At 49.6% G+C, this 16,780-nt stretch carries 9 protein-coding genes; all 9 read right to left on the bottom strand.

The window, feature by feature from the left end; genetic code table 11:
• Positions 1 to 13: 13 nt before the first annotated feature.
• Positions 14 to 3,145, bottom strand: a complete 3,132-nt coding sequence (locus tag D829_RS0122565; protein ID WP_017691185.1) for an alpha-mannosidase — start codon at positions 3,143 to 3,145, stop codon at positions 14 to 16.
• Positions 3,142 to 5,454, bottom strand: a complete 2,313-nt coding sequence (locus tag D829_RS0122570) for a glycoside hydrolase family 3 N-terminal domain-containing protein (protein WP_017691186.1) — start codon at positions 5,452 to 5,454, stop codon at positions 3,142 to 3,144. The genes D829_RS0122565 and D829_RS0122570 overlap by 4 nt, the downstream gene beginning before the upstream one ends.
• Before the next feature lie 45 nt (positions 5,455 to 5,499).
• The gene (locus D829_RS0122575) at positions 5,500 to 7,719 is read right to left on the bottom strand and encodes a helix-turn-helix domain-containing protein (RefSeq protein WP_017691187.1); all 2,220 of its coding nucleotides are present in this window, start codon (positions 7,717 to 7,719) and stop codon (positions 5,500 to 5,502) included.
• A 175-nt stretch (positions 7,720 to 7,894) separates the two neighbouring features.
• Entirely contained in the window at positions 7,895 to 9,532 is a 1,638-nt protein-coding gene (locus D829_RS0122580; RefSeq protein WP_017691188.1) for an extracellular solute-binding protein, read from the bottom strand.
• Positions 9,533 to 9,661: 129 nt separating this feature from the next.
• On the bottom strand, positions 9,662 to 10,570 hold the full coding sequence (locus D829_RS0122585; protein WP_017691189.1) for a carbohydrate ABC transporter permease: 909 nt from the start codon (positions 10,568 to 10,570) through the stop codon (positions 9,662 to 9,664).
• Positions 10,571 to 10,585: 15 nt separating this feature from the next.
• The gene (locus D829_RS0122590) at positions 10,586 to 11,530 is read right to left on the bottom strand and encodes an ABC transporter permease subunit (protein WP_143781513.1); all 945 of its coding nucleotides are present in this window, start codon (positions 11,528 to 11,530) and stop codon (positions 10,586 to 10,588) included.
• Positions 11,531 to 12,061: 531 nt separating this feature from the next.
• Positions 12,062 to 13,474: an alpha-L-fucosidase gene (locus tag D829_RS0122595; protein WP_017691191.1), complete on the bottom strand. Its 1,413-nt coding sequence runs from the start codon at positions 13,472 to 13,474 to the stop codon at positions 12,062 to 12,064.
• 1,053 nt (positions 13,475 to 14,527) lie between these two features.
• Positions 14,528 to 15,586 carry a Gfo/Idh/MocA family oxidoreductase gene (locus D829_RS0122600; protein ID WP_017691192.1) on the bottom strand — a complete coding sequence of 353 codons (1,059 nt, stop codon included), beginning with the start codon at positions 15,584 to 15,586 and terminating at the stop codon, positions 14,528 to 14,530.
• A gap of 253 nt (positions 15,587 to 15,839) precedes the next feature.
• Positions 15,840 to 16,706 carry a sugar phosphate isomerase/epimerase gene (locus D829_RS0122605; RefSeq protein ID WP_017691193.1) on the bottom strand — a complete coding sequence of 289 codons (867 nt, stop codon included), beginning with the start codon at positions 16,704 to 16,706 and terminating at the stop codon, positions 15,840 to 15,842.
• Positions 16,707 to 16,780: the final 74 nt, after the last annotated feature.

Genomic DNA, 16,780 nt, shown 5'->3' on the forward strand with positions numbered 1-16,780 from the left:
TACCTCCTGAAGATTACGTATTTGGAATCATTGGAACAAGCTTCACTGACTTAATCTCATATGGTTTGAATGTCAGTTCGAATGCTCCGTTCGGACAAACCAACGGATGGATCTCATCCTCCAGCAGATTAATGATGGATGCTTTAATTTCCTTTTCAGCCCACTGAACCTGCACCGTTTCCCGACCTCCTGATGATTCGTAGAAACGCAACACCGTTCCCGAGCCGTCTTCTGCAGGCTTGATTGCATCCAGAATGACATACTCACTGTGGAACTGAACCCAAGCGTGTTCAGCTGGCAAGTGACCCGAAGACGGGTTCGCTGTCACAACCTCCACCGGATGATTAAGCTCCATCGCCCGGCGAACGACGGCAGCTTCTCGCCAATCGCCCTGGTGGGGCAGGATCGAATACGTGAATTCATGATCGCCCTGATCGGCATGTTCATCCGGCCATTTCGGGGCACGAAGCAGGGACAGGCGGATTGTGCGATCCTTGATGTCATACCCGTACTTGCAATCATTCAGCAAACTGACACCACTATTGCCCTCCGAGATATCCGCCCAGCGATGCCCGCAGACCTCGAACTGCGCCTGCTCCCAACTGGTGTTGTTATGGGTTGGACGCTCTAACGCTCCAAACGGGATTTCATAGGCTGCTTTGGCTGCCACCAGATCCACCGGAAATGCCACCTTGAGCAGCTTATGGCTCTCATTCCAGTTCACTTTCGTATGGAAGTCAACACGCCGCTGGTGACGATGCAAAATGATATCCTGGCTGATCTCCGATTGATTCAGCTTCCAGACCAAACGCAGTACATCTCGCGTAGCCCCGCGCTGTACAACCGCTCTGGAGATCAACTGCACCGCACCTGCCCGCTGGGATTCAAACCGTGGATCGATATCCCAGGCGTCCCAGTATGTCGGTTTGTCATGAAAAAACTGCCACTCATTCGCCCGGTCACCGGGCTTCAGCCAGTCACGTCCTACCGTTTTGTCATACCATCGAGTGATCTCTCCCAAGTCATTGAACTCAAGCGTGTAAAATTCGGTTTCCCATGTGGAAGGGAAAGATTCTTCTTCCCTTACTGGAAGGATAACATCCGGTGCCTCGCGCAGCCATATGGTTGTATACCCAAAAGCAGGAATCGATGGAACATACACGAGCAGCGTATACTTGTCTTCCTTTTGCTCCAGATCAATAGCCAGACGGTTTCCTTGACGATCGAATGCAGCCACCCCGGTGAGGTGGGCATCCCCTGTAATGGCGATATTTTCTCCGCGTTCCCAGCCGAGGCTGTTAAATACAATATAGGGCAGACCATCGACTTCATCTGTTGCAATGTTCTCTGCAAGGGTATCGAGCGTTTCCCGCAGTGCGGATGTACCCAGTGCAAATACCTTCGTGTACTCCTCGGTGGACGTTACGTATACTTCAGGAATCGACGTTCCCGGAATAATGTCATGGAATTGGTTGAGCATGATCAGCTTCCAGCCTTCATCCAGATCATTCTTCGTGTGTGCAACGCAAGCTCCGGCAAATTGCCCCCAGATCTCCGCTTCCCGGTACAATACCTCTGCCTTTCGGTTGCTACGTTTGTTCCTCGCATGGGTCGTATAGGTTCCGCGGTGTAGCTCCAGGTACAAGTCCCCGTGCCATTTCGGCAACGTCGGATGATTTAACGATATGTCTTCAAAAAAAGCGCCTGCCGTGCTGAATTTGCTGATTGGCTGCCCCACCATCAAATGGGATCGCTCCGCAAACTCCACCATCTCATTCGTCACGCCGCCACCACCATCGCCATGTCCGTAAAGCAACATTTGCTCAGGGTGCACATCCTTTTGTTTAAATGATTGCCAATGTTCATTCACATCTTTGGGCCGCGTATGCTCATTCACTCCATGGTTCAGATACGCCAGCACGGAAGTGCCATCTATGCCTACCCAGTCGAACAGGTCATAAGGAAACGCATTGGTGTCATTCCAATTCAGCTTGGTAGTCATAAAATAAGGAATATCCGCGAGCTTCAGCATCTGCGGTAAGGAAGCACAGTAGCCAAAGGTATCCGGCAGCCACTCGATGTTGGAGCGTTTGCCAAACTCCGACTGATAGAAGTTCTGTCCATACAGAATCTGCCGAACTAACGACTCGCCACTCGGAATATTCAGATCCGGCTCGACCCACATGCCTCCAACCAATTCCCAGCGTCCTTCAGCAATGCGGGCTTTAACTCGCTCGTATAACTCCGGGTAATACTCCTTCACGAAGGCATACAACTGCGGTTGGCTCTGGGAATATACAAAATCCGGGTACGTATCCATCAAGGTGCACATGGTCGAGAACGTGCGACTGGACTTGCGAACCGTCTCACGTACAGGCCACAGCCAGGCAATATCAATGTGGGATTGTCCAACCAGATGCATGAAGCCACTTCGATATTCCTCCGGGTCTTCCTGCTGTACCGACTGTACTAATCCATGTTCGAAGTTCTGTATCCATGCTGCATCACTCCAGCGGTCCGGTTCATTGTACATCTCATCCATCACCTGGTGAATGACCTGAACAAGTGCCATCCGCTTGGGCTCCTTCTCGTTATATGCCCGGAGCGACTCAGCGAGTACCGTCACGCTGTACATCAGGCTCTGCAGTGGCTGATTAACATGAACCAACGCTGCCCGAATGCCCTGAATAGGCGGCTGAATAACAGCTTGTCGGTTGAGTGGATCATGCGGCTCTGGAATCGGATCGTAGAGTTCAATCTCCAACTGCGGCGTATTGCCTACCCGACTTCGCGGAAGGGGTACGAATCCGTGATTTCGATCCAGCCCGTGATAAGGTATGCCATTCACCTTCAGCAGCCCTTCCCCTCCGGCCTCGAAGATCAGCCCAACGGCCTGATCTTGCCATTCCGCAGGAATCTCCACACATTTGCTCAGAAAATACGTCGTGCCATGTACGCTGTTCAGCGGATTCAAGCTTTGCATGGCCTTGTCTGCCTGCTCATCTTCATTTACTTCTGCCTGTTCGTACTCGTATTCCCCTGGCCGAATGTATCTGGTCCTCTGCATCTCCCACGCCGGAAGCTCGATCGTATCCAGCCATTGCCACTGCTTCAGATCTTCAATGAATCGCTGAATTCGAATCATACCTCCACCCCCACCTTCTGAATGTGCAGACTGCAGGCGGTCCAATCCATAGAATTGCGGCCAACCATGAGCCTGAATTCACCCGGTTCTACGACAGACTGGAGACGGGAGTCGATCAGTGCGAGATGTTCTTTTTGCACAGGGAATGTAACGGTCTGGGTCTGTCCTGGCTCCAGATAGATTTTACGAAAACCCTTCAGTGACATTTCAGCCCGAGTGACCGAAGCCGATAGATCCGTGATATACAACTGCACAACCTCACTTCCCGATACCGCTCCGGTATTCGTGACTTCAACCATCACCTGTGCTTCATCATCCGGCCCAATTACGTCTGGTATCACTCTTACATTCTCGTATTTGAATTTGGTATAGCTCAGTCCATATCCAAACGGATACTGCGGCGCAAGATCCATCTCCAGATACCGCTTGCCACGAGTGCGTTTGGCATGATAATAGACCGGAAGTTGCCCAACATGCTTGGGAATGGAGACGGTAAGGCGGCCAGATGGATTCACAACGCCAAACAAAATATCCGCAATCGCGTTACCACCTTCCTGCCCGGGGTACCACGCTTCCACAATGGCATGGACATGCTCATCAATCCAAGGTTCCGCAATGGGGCGACCGTTAATATACACCACGATAACGGGTTTTCCCAGCTTATGTACCTCCTGCACCAACTCCAATTGAACACCCATGAGATTCAGGGACGCCCGGTCAATGCCCTCACCACACTCCATATCATTCCATGGATCATCGGTTACCACGGACGCACCTGTCCGCAAATCGATCGTACCTTCACCAAAATCGCGGGCGCTGGAACCACCCATCACCATCACGATGACATCGGCCTGTTCCGCACAGGCGAGCGCTTGTGCAAAGCCCTCTCTGGAATCGCCTTTAATCCGACAACCAGGTGCGTACAGCACCTGACCCGAATCCGCACCAAGCTTGCGCGTTATACCATCCATTACCGTGACGATCTGTTCTCTCGGCTGTGGCGAGGTATAGTCCCCGAGCTGGTTATAGATATGGTTCGCGTTCGGACCAATGACGGCCAGCTTCGTACCTGTTTTGCTGAGTGGGAGGGTAGCCCCTTTATTTTTCAGTAAAACAATTCCCTCTTGCGCAACTTCCCTCGCCAGTTGGATATGGTCGTCACATCCGATGACCTGTTCTGCAAAGTCAGGATCTACGAAAGGCTGTTCAAATAGCCCAAGTCTGAATTTCATCTCCAGCACCCGCCACACAGCCAAGTCCAGATCCTTCTCTTCGATCAATCCCTGCTCCAACGCTTGACCGAGATGTTTGCGGTACATGTACCCGGACATTTCCATGTCTACCCCTGCCTGAAGGGACTGTGCCACGGCCTGCTCCCCGCTCTCAGCGGTGTTATGTCCATGGACCAACATCTGAATGGCGCCAAAATCAGTAATCACAAACCCATCAAAACCCCACTGCTCACGCAGAAGGTCATTCAGCAGATACGTACTGGACGTGCACGGTACACCATCAATCTCGTTATAAGCGGTCATCACGGAGCAAGCCCCGGCTTCCACTGCTTTTTTGAACGGCAACAGATCTATTTCATGCAATTCACGTAATCCCATATGCACAGGTGCTGCATTACGCCCACCCTCTGAACTGCCATAAGCCGCAAAATGCTTGAGTGTCGCCACAATCGTCTGGTTGGAATCAAGGCGGTCACCCTGTAGTCCCTTCATGGCTTCTACTGCGAATTCACCGATTAAGTAGGGATCTTCGGCAAAACATTCCTCCGTCCGTCCCCACCTCGGGTCACGTACGACATCAAGCACCGGGGAATACGTTGCCGCTCCCCCCTGACTCCGGGTCTCTACAGCGATGGCTTCACACATCTTGCGGTATAACTCCATATTCCACGTGCTGCCCACCGTTAATGGTACCGGAAATACTGTGGCCCCAATCGCCATATGCCCGTGAGAACACTCTTCTCCGAACAAAATGGGTATGCCCAGTCGGGAATGCTCCATGGCATACTGCTGAATGACATTCGTGGCAACGGCTCCCTGGCGTGGAGTAAGCCCCGTTTCCAACGTCACTTCAGTCCATGGATCAGCCCGAAGCACTCCATATAGAGAACCAACACCGCCCTGTTCCATGTCCGCTTTGAACTCTTCCGTCACCCGTACTGTACCATCAGCTGCTTTATCATACGTCTTCCATCCCATCGGCTGAATGAGTTGTCCAATCTTCTCTGCCGTTGTCATCCGTCCGATCAGATCCTGAACCCGCTCCTGAATGGGAAGCGAAGCATCTTTATAGTCCATATGCACATTCTCCTTATGCGTTCGGAATTAGTTAGGCGCGTGCACTCAGATGGCTTTGCGGTAGTCACTTGGTGCCACACCCACCACGTTCTTGAAAGCCCGGTTGAAGGAATTATAGTTCGTGTATCCCACTTCCTCACTGATCTCCTGAATGGCCTTATCGGTATCCTGCATGAGCAGCTTGGCTTTTTCGATGCGATGACTAATGAGCAGATCCACAAACTTCTCCCCAATCTCATCCTTGAAAAGCTTGCTCAGATACTTCGGATTAATATCGAATAGATCACTAAGGTAGTTCAGCGACAGATCAGGATTGTTGTAATGCTCTTCGATGTATTTGCGAATCTCCAAAATATGTGATCTGTGTTTTCGGGAACAATGCAGCGTCTGCATCTGCAGCGCCAGTTCTCTGAACCCTTCCCAGCACAGCTCACGCAGGTCATCTAACGTCTCCCAGCCCTCAAGCCTTGGAAGAAGTGGGGTGAATATAGCTGCCCACGAATCCTGATACTCCCGTGGAAGTTCGGCGAATTCCCGATTGTAATGTTGAAATAACAATTGGATTGTATTCATAATCTCCTGACGGGACAGAACGGACTCACTGATTTGTTCAAACAGTCTTTCAAAATGCTTTTCCCACACATCGTCCGATAAACGCATCGCCTGCACCAGTAGTGAGATGGTTTTCAGGAACTCATACACATCATTGGTCGAATTCGGCACATCACTACACGGGATGATGCGATTTATGCCCAGTACAGCCTTGTACTCCAGCGCGTGCACAGCTTCTTTCAATGAAGCTCTCAGTCCCCGAATATCGACAGCAACCCGACCAACACCGATGGTCACGGTGAAGTTCAGATACTGATCGATTCTGTCCAGATAACCAGCAAGCAATCGATGCTCAGTCTCCTCGACCTGTTCCATTTCCGGAATCCAGAGGATGGCGTACAGACGCTGATCGGAGATCCATTCAGCCCATACTTCCGTTCCTTCATGACGCGCACTCTCCTGCAGAATACTGGATAACACAAATTTCAAGAGGGATTGGTCCTGATCATGATACTCCGTTACAAATGCATCATACCTATCCATCTCAACCACCATGACGGCCCAATGATGCTCCAGCTCAGGCAGTTTGAACTTCTTCATCTCCGCTGTCAGCTCCGTGCTCGTAAAGTCTCGTGTGCCCTCCAGCAACTCCTGAAAGAACATTTTTTTCTGCAAAATCAGATTCTCTTCGTGCTCCTCCTGATATTGCCTCGTCTGATCAATCATGCGTTCCAGCGTTGTATGGATGAATCGAAACTCATTCTCCTTGCCATAGCCCAGCCCCGATTGCTTCTGCGAAGAGACGGTCTGAATTAACGTGACAATCTGCTGAATTGGCTTGTAGTTCCTGCGAGTCACATAGATCACCCACACCACACCAATCAACACAACCACTACAGCAAAGGCAAACCAGATATTATAAAATTGCAGCGTCCATTTGACGATTTTTCCATTATTGAGACCTGTCTGCACCTTCCAACCGCTATAACTCGACGTGAATTCGGAGAAGACTTCTCCCGACGTGGTTTTAGTAGAAGCTGCAACCCCTCCTGGCATGCTGCTATCCCACAGATTGCCGCCCGAACGGTTGAAGATGTTCACAAACGTAAATTCCGGATCATACATCTGCATAATGGATTTCCTCAGGGTACTCAGGTCCACATTTGTCACCACAAGTCCTTTGCCGTTTCCTACAGTTCGCACAATCGTAATCACCTGCTCCGTCGCTTGTGAAGGAAAAGCTTGGAACGCTCGTGCCCCTGCCCATTTCTGTTCATCCCTTGACCGGCTATCTGCAATAAAGTCTGCATCCGGGAACTCTTCAATCGGAACAGCCTTCCCGTTACTGAAGACCGTGCCATCCCCGTATCGAACGAGATAAATTGAATCAATCAGCGGATACTCTATTTTCAATTCATCAACCACCTGGACCGCCTGAATGCCAGCATACACATCATCGCTGCCAGATACCGAGAAATAATTCTTCAAGTTAGGGTTGGTCAAAATCTCACGCAGTACCTTGAAGTCGATGGAACGCAGGGAGTTGTCCAGATATTGCGTGACCTGAGAGGCCAGAAATTCATTGGCCTTGAGCGCTTCTCTACGGTTCTGTTCATTGAATACTTGAAAGAAAATAAAGAATAGAATGGTCGTCACAATAAAGAAAACAGGCAGATACGATAACAGCAAACGTCTAAACCAATTGTTGTTCATCTCCGAGATCCCCCCACCATTACTGTTCATGCTGAATGACGACAAACACCTGTGCTGATCGCTAATTTTCCATAAATATTCAGTACATTATATCGGATGACGTGGGGTTGTCATAGGAGAAGACCGTCCCGGTCACGGGTGACAGACGGGACAGCCTCTATATTGAATCCTTCAATTATTGATTCTTCTCAATGGCACGCTGGTAGATCTCAAGGTAATTACTCAGTCCGAGACCATCAAAGCCTTTGACATACGAATCCCATTCCTTTTCAATGCTCTTGCTGCCAATAATGAACTGTGCCATATTCGTCTGCACATAATCCTTGATGGCCGTAGTCAGTTGTGCAGCTGATTCCGTATCCTCTGGACGAATAAATACGTTCGCAGGGTATACTTCTTTGGGTGCATAAGGTTCATACACATTGGTAGCTTGAGCCAGACGTGTACCATAACCCTCTGCTTCTAAAGGATTCTGTCCTTCCGCAAACAGATTACGGAACGTGTTGGACAAGTCATGTGCTCCGATCTGTGACCAACTCTCGTTCACAACAACGTTTGGATCACGCTCAGGCAGGTTGTAGTAACTGTATTTGGCTGGCTCGCCATTGATGTTTTTCTCATCGGCATCTGCCTTCTTCCAGCCCTTGCCTTCAGTTGGTCCATACTCCGCGTACAGAGCACCTTCTTCACTGAACATGTAGTCTACGATTTTGATGGCGGCAATCTGCTGTGCTTCTGTCGCTTTGTTCGTGATGGCAAACTCAAACTCACCTACGCTCTGCGTGGCGCCTGTCGTCTGCACTCCATCTGGTCCTTTCAATGGAGGAACGATCTCCCAGTGCTGGTGACGGGTGATATCTTTGTCATAAGTATTCACGAGATAACTGACCAGCGCCGTTGTAATGGAGCCGACCACTTCATCGCCTTCCTTGTTCCCCAGCTGTCCAATCGCCTGATCATTCTGTGTAAAGGAAGCCGGATCAATCAGGCCATCTGCATAGAGCTTGTTCATGTACTCCAGCCCTTTCTTCCAGCCTTCCTGATTGGCGGCAAAACTCACCTTGCCATCGTTCACGATCAGATATTTGTCGTTGTCATTGTATATAAAGCTATTCATCAGGTAGGCATCAATGTTGCCATTCCATACATACTTGTTCGGTGCGCCTGTAAGTGGAATCTCGTCCGCTTTCCCGTTACCGTTTGGATCTTGTGTCTTAAACGCCTTCAGAACGGTATACAGTTCATCAGTTGTGGTTGGCATTTTCAGGCCCAAATTATCAAGCCACTCCGTGTTGATCCAGTATTTCTGTGCATACGTACAGTGGTAACATTCATTGAAGATCGGCAGCGCATAGATGTTGCCATCCGGTGCCGTAATAGCTTCTTTGAAGTATGGCTTCTCTTCCATAATCTTGGTCAGATTCGGACCATACTTCTGAATCAGATCTTGTAGCGGAAGGAACACGCCCTGTTTTCCATAGGTTTGAAGGTCTGAGGTGGTGAACTTGCCGTGAAGAAATACTTCCGGATAATCACCACTGGCCAGTAGCAATTGTCTGCGATCCTGCAAGGCGTCCGTTGGGGCCAGATCCCATTTCAGAGTAACGTCGAACTTGTCTTCGATAAATTGGGTGAATTCATTCTCTTCCATGGACGCTTTGCCTTGCGGAGCAAAGAGGGTCATGGTTACAGGACCGCCGCTCTCCCCGCTACCGTCGCTACTTCCACCCGACTCCTCGGATGAACTGCATGCGGACAACAAAGCCATCGAAGCAAAGACCAGAAACAACATCGAAATCCAAGATTTTCTCAATCTGACTCCTCCTTTTTGTTCATAACGGCAAATTATTGACTTGTACTGCACGTGTATAAAATCGACCCCGGAAGCCGGCGTGTTCCTTCCACCTCCTTTCAAGAGGCAACCAGGCTTAACTCACAAGGATTAACCTTTCAGGGAACCAACCATGACCCCTTTAACAAAATGCTTCTGTACAAATGGATACATGATCAGAATTGGAATACTCGCCACAACGATCAGTGCATATTTCAACACCTGCTCGAACCCTTGATCCCGCATCTGTTGGCTGGTATTGGCGAGCATCGCTGGATCAGCCGCGTTCAGGATGAGCAGATTGCGAAGCACGTATTGTAGAGGGAACAATTTCTCGGAGCGCAGGTAGATCAGTGCATCAAAGTATGCATTCCAGTGACCTACGGCATACATGAGTGTCATGACCGCCAGAATGGGCTTTGATAAGGGAAGAACTACGCTGATCAGATACCGGATATCCCGGCAACCGTCCATTTCGGCGGCCTCCCCGAGTTCTTCCGGGATGGAAGATTGGAAGAAAGTCCTTGCCACGATGACCTGGAATACTGCGAGCGCCCCGGGCAGCCACATCGCCCAACGTGTATCGAGCAGGTGCAAATCCTTCATCAGGAGGTAGGTGGGGATCAGACCGCCATCAAAGAACATTGTGATCATCATGAAAATAATGATGGCCCCTCGTCCATAGAACGATTTTCGTGACAAAGGATACGCCAGCATGACGGTCAGCACCACGTTAATGAACGTGCCCACCACGGTGTAGATGATCGTGTTATAGAAACCGAGCATAAGCTGTTGGCTTTTGAAAATGGAGATGTACGCCTTGATGTTAAAGTCTACCGGGAACAGCCACACCTGGCCGGATGTCACGGCTCGTGAAGAGCTAAACGAAGAACTGATGATATACAAGAGCGGGTAAAACACCGTTAGCAGTATGGCGAACAGAAAAATATAGTTGAATGTCATGAAAATGCGGTCACCAAGCGGGTCCTTGATCCGGTTACGATTAATCAGGTTGAACATGGATAAGCTCCTCCTTTACCACAAGCTGTTCTGGGATACTTTGCGCGATATGCCGTTGACGATAACCAGCAGGATCAGGTTGATAATGGAGTTGAAGAACCCTACTGCCGAGGAGAAGCTGAAATTCGCCCCGATCAGACCCACCTTGTACACATACGTGGAGATGACCTCCGAAGCGCTTGTGTTGAGTGGATTCTGCATCAGGTATATTTTCTCGAAGCCCACGCCCATAATGCTGCCCAGACTCAGAATCAGCATGATAACGGTGACTGGAATGAGCGATGGGAGGTCGATGTGCCATATTTTCCGAAGCCTTGATGCGCCGTCCATCTTCGCTGCTTCATAGAGAGATGGATCAACACCAGCAAGAGCTGCGATATATATAATTGATGAATACCCCATGCCCTGCCACACACCTGACCAGACATAGATCGATTTGAAGTATTCCGGAATGCCCATGAAGTTCGTCATCGGGAAGCCGAGCAGTGTGAACAGCTTGTCTACCACGCCCACATGCGGGGAGAGCATCAGAATGATAATGGATACCATAACAACCGTGGAGATAAAATGCGGAGCGTAAGTGACCATCTGCACGGTCTTCTTGAAGTAACCCGTTCGAATCTCATTCAGCGCCAGCGCCAGAAGGATCGGAATGGGGAAACCGGCAATTAAGGAATAAAAGCTGATGCCTATCGTGTTTTTGATTAACAGCCAGAAGTTTGGAGATTGGAAGAATGCCTCAAAATGTTTGAATCCGACCCACGGGCTTCCCCAGATTCCTTTGACCACACTGAAGTCCTTGAAGGCGATCTGGACACCCACCATAGGAATGTACTTGAAGATCAACAGATACAACACCGGGGGCAGCACGAGCAGGTAGAGCTCCCAGTGTTTCTTGAGGCTTTTGATGAATGGATGCTGCCGCTTGGGCTCCACATGTTTCCTCTGTTGGAGTTCCATCTTGGCGGGTATGCTTTCCGTAGCTCGACTCATTTGCGTCACTCCTTCTACACCTCAAGTGTAATAATACATTACATTCATATCCCTTAAACATCCTTTTTTCTGTTCTTTTTTCCTTGTTAAACACAATCGATGTAAACATTCATATCAGGTAGCGCTTTCTTGATTTGATAGTACATCGCACAGTAAACTTTTATCAATTTGCAATTTTCTCCGACTTCTCTTTATTCCACAAATCCTTGTGTGACAAGGGGTTGCGAGCCGTTTCTATTGGGAATTGTGTTCCTTATGTATGAATAAAAAAATCCCGGAGGCTGTGATATCTCCCCCGGAATTGACATGGCGTTCTTTACATGCAAGTTCAAAAAGTTAACGATTCAGCACCGAGAAGGTTGCGAAAACCTGAAGGAGGAGGAGCGGAGTGTAGGCAAACCTACATGAGCACCGGACTCCGAAGGTGAACGCAAGATTCGATGTCGAGTTCGCTTCGTGGTCTACTTCGTGATCAATTGGGGACTTTTTGAACAACCTCTATGCGCTTGTGATCAATCTGAACGTATGTGTGATGGGCGCTGCACTGGTTGCAGCGGATTGTGGCAGATCCACAAGAAGTCCGTCTTCTGTCTGCTGATACGAAAGTACGTCATCGCTACCGATGAGTTCGATCCGCTCTACCTTTTCCAGATAAGGAATGACCAACTGTGGTTGTACGGTCTCATTTTCGTTTCGGTACAAACGGAAGGCATATACGGTGTTGATCTCTTCCTTCTGGGTGAAGGCCCAATCTTTCGTAAAATATGGCCCGCAGATCCTGGTTCCATAGACGCCTTCTCCATGAGTACACAACCATTCACCGAGGCCCTTGATGCCTCGAATTGCCCCTTTTGGCAGACGCCCATCGGGTTGTGGTCCTACATTCAGCGCCAAGTTACCACCCTTGGACACGACTTCGAGCAGAATATGTGCCAGCTGTCTTCCCGTTTTATACTGATCATCGAATCCGAAGGCAAAGGAGTTACCCACGGTAATACAGCTCTCCCATGGAATGTTCATCGGATGTTCCGGTATGATCTGCTCGGGGGTAACGATATTCTCATACGGTCCACCGACGGTGCGATCTGCAGACAGGAGCCAGGGTTGTGTAGTCTGACGCGCCCGTTCCACGACTTCTCCCAGCCTGATATCCTGACCATGGCGACCTTCGCGCACCCAACCGGCATCCAGCCACAGACATTCGATCCGACCGTAATTCGTCAGCAGCTCCATGATCTGCTCATGTGTAAACTCTACGAATTTCTCCCACAGCCACGGATACTTATGGGGATCATACGAAGGGCCGCGCCACATATGACGTCCACGCTCCATGCCCGGCGCCCAGTAATACGGGGTATGCCAGTCCGCTTTGGAGAAATATGCTGAGATGCCGAGTCCTTTGGCCCGGAAAGCGTCAAATAGCGCTCGACAGATGTCCGCATACTTATGGGTATGAAAAGGCGTGTCCTTGCCCGTGATCCGGTAATCCGTCGTCTTGGTATCCCACATGCAGAAACCGTCATGGTGCTTGGTGGTAAACAGGAAGTATTTGAACCCGTTATCTGCCGCCATCTGTGCCCACTCCTCGGGCTGGAAGCGAATCGGGTTGAAGGTTTTGTTCAGATCGAAATATTCCCGCTTGAAGTCTTCCATGTCATCCGTCCAGTCGATGTCATCGCGTGACCAATCGCCGTCCTCATCGCTCAGCGCCCAGGATTCGACGAGGCCAAGCTGGGAATACGGCCCCCAGTGCATCATCAGCCCCAGCTTCTGGTCCTTGAACCACTCCAACCGCTCATTCAGCAACGGATCTTCCGGTTTGATCCACTCTTCCTCTTTGCTAAAATTGTGCACGCCGGCTTCGACAATCTGCTCTTCCTGCTCCAGTACGGTTTCTTTGGTTTCGCTCATTCTGTTTCATCTCCTCTGGATTGGATGTCATACGCTGCACATATAGATTTACACTCGGCCACTGCGCGGTCAGACTAATCTTCCGATCGCTGTTATCCCCAGATTTTATGATTATTTCCCTAGAGGGAAAATCCGGGGATAAAGGCGAGCGCTTCGCTTCTTCAGATTTCTCTGCCCTCTCCGTTATCGTGTAAACGTTTAGTTCAACTAAGAAGGACATTGTAAATCCTGTCATTTTTAGTGTGACTATTAAGGGGCTTAGTAACTCTGTTATTTTGAGTGCGGTGCCCTCTCCAATCACTATGGACCCCTTATTTCCCTCTTTCCTCTAGAAGATCGAGGGAGAAAAACGAGTGCTTCGCTGCTTCGGATTAGTTCTGCATTCTCCGTTTTGGCGTAAACGCTTAGTTTAACTGTAAGGGGCTCAGTAATTCTGTTATTTCGAGTGCGGTGCCCTCTCCCAGTCACTATGGAGCCCCATATTCCATCGTTTCTATAGGGAAATTCCAAGGGTAGTGAGAGTGCGATTCGTTGTTTTGGATTGGTTCTGCACTCTCTGTTATAGCGTAAACGGTAAGTCTTCTATAGGGTGTGTCTTCAACTTCAGTTCAGGGAAGATATACGATGATCGATGTCCGCGCGTTTATAACGTCTCGAAATCCAAGCGGCTGATCCTGGCGAATGGGTAGAGAATTTTCTAAGGAACACAGGGCGTCTTATTTAGCCTTTTGGTCCTCTTTTTAAATTGTAAGGAACATCAGACACGTTATTTCCCGAAATTAGCTGATAAAAACGCTGTAAACTGCTGTTTATTCTGATATAGCGTGTGTCAGGTTCCTTAGATTTCTGCTAGCGCTCCAAATCCTTAAATAGGACGCCTCAGATTCGTTAGCGCTCGTTCCATGCTCTGCTCCAACCGTGAGCGGAGAGGACGAATCCACGCCCGCCCGAAGCGGAGCTTTGCATTGAAAAGGAGCGAAGTGCTCATAACTTTTAATGCCACGGGAGTAGTAAAGTATAAAAGTAGAGCATCCCCTTAATGCAATGCCCCTTTTACAGTGTGATTTCGCGACCTTGGCGTGCTGATTCGTAGATGGCGCAGAGCATTTTCATGACCTCGACGCCGTCCTCGACGGGACTAAGTGTTTCTTTGCGACCCTGCGTGCTGTCGATAAAATGATTGATTTCGTTGCGGAACGAGCCCATAAAATCAAATGATTTGAAATCGACCTGTGGGGTCATGTTCAAAATAGTATTGAATTTCTCGCCTATGATCGAAATTTCCGGCTCTAACTCGGCACCGCCTTTGTCGCCATATAGCTTGACCGAAGTCTCATCCGCTTTGGCATGGAGCGTGAAGCTGACGTCCACAAGCAGGCTCGCACCATTCTCGAAACGAATCAGGGCATTCGCCATATCCTCAACGGTATTTTGCTCCGCGTCATAATCGGCTGCTTTGTAGAACGATAGATTGTTAATGTTCGAGCGGTTCCCTAATCGGTTGGACACGTTAGCGGAGACGGATTTCACCTTCGGTCTGCCCATCAGATACCAGCAAATGTCGATTACATGCACCCCGATATCGATCAGCGGGCCGCCACCGGAGCGGTTGATATCCGAGAACCAGCCACCCGGATTGCCCAGACGACGCAGACTGGAGGCTTTGGCATAATAGATCTCGCCCAGTTCACCCTCGTCGATAAACTTCTTCAGAATCTGTGCATTGTCGCTATAGCGGCGAACAAAACCAACTTGCAGCAGCTTTCCGCTGCAGTGAACCGCCTTCTCTACTTCGAGCGCATCCTCCACCGTTTGGCAGAGCGGTTTCTCACATAACACGTTTTTGCCCGCGTCCAGAGCAGCAATGCTAATCTCCGCATGGGAGTCGTTCCATGTACAGATGCTGACGGAATGAATCTCGGGCAGTGCGAGCAATTCTTTGTAATCGGTAAACACATGAGCTGCATTATATTGCTTTGCCACTTCTGTGGCACGTGCTTCATTCAGGTCACAGATGGCGTATATTTCAACGTCCGGGTTACTGGCGTAGGCTTGCAAATGGCAATCGGATATAGATCCGGCACCGATAACGGCGACTTTCAATTTGGACATAGTGCTGATTCCTCCATCGTTTTCATATGAATTGACTCAAAAAATTATAATATGCGGCTTAACGTAACGACGGTGAATGCTTGGACTTTCGGCCGCTGTTGTCTGCAAATTTCTTTTATTGACCGCTCTAGCGGTTGAAATTCGCAGACAAAGGCGGTCGCTGGCGCTCCTACAGTTCCAAGCCTCCCCTCTGTTACTCACGCCTTCTTTAGAATTTGATTCAATTTCATTCATTTAAAACAAGTACTCGGCCCTATGCCTCTTCCCATAGGCGGCGGACGTTATCCATGGCAATGCGTGAGGCGGTTTTGCAATCCTCCATGCCTTCAAATTCAATCGAGATATATCCGTCATACCCGGATTGTTTCAACACACGGAATACCTCAGGCATGTCGATATCGCCATGGCCCACAATGGCACCGCGCAGGTAATTGCCATGCGAGGTTTGGAACCAGCCTTCACCGGGATTTCGGTACGAAGGTCTCCAGTAGAAGTCTTTGGCGTGCACGATCGACGCGTACGAAATGTTATTTTTTACGGCACTCACCGGATCTTCATCCACACAGAGGAAATTGCCGACATCCAGCGTGGTTTTGAAGTTACTCCGCGCCGTTTCGTGTAGCACACGCTGAATTCGCTCACTCGACTGCACATAGTACCCATGGTTCTCCACGCTTGTTGTGATTCCAAAATCCGCTGCATAATCGGCTATCCGCTGACAGGCTTTCACCATTACCGGCAGGTCGATCTCGAACTGTGCTACGGTTCCCTCTGGTGCGGGGCGGAAAGCCACGTCATGACGCATCAGCTTCACGCCAAGCGCTGCAGCCACATCCACATGTCGAATCACATTCTGGATCTCTTGCTCCAACGCTTCGGCGTCCTCCTGCACAGCAAAGTTAGCGCCGATGGCATAATTGGAAATATCGATTCCGACCTCTTTTGCCACAGCTTTAATCTCATCAATCAACTCCGGATTATCGATCAGACTGAATCCCATCGGCACAATCTCCACATGTTCCCCACCCTGATCGGCAATCCAACGAATGGCATCCGGCACGGTTAATTCTTTACGATCCAATGCTTGTTGCAGACTGTAGGTGCTGAGTCCAACTTTCATTTTTCCTCATCCTCTCCTGTAGGACCTGTCTCAAAACTCACTGAAGTGCATCTTTTACCGCCTTTTCGCCCCCT

This window comes from Paenibacillus sp. PAMC 26794, assembly GCF_000316035.1.
GTDB lineage: Bacteria > Bacillota > Bacilli > Paenibacillales > Paenibacillaceae > Paenibacillus.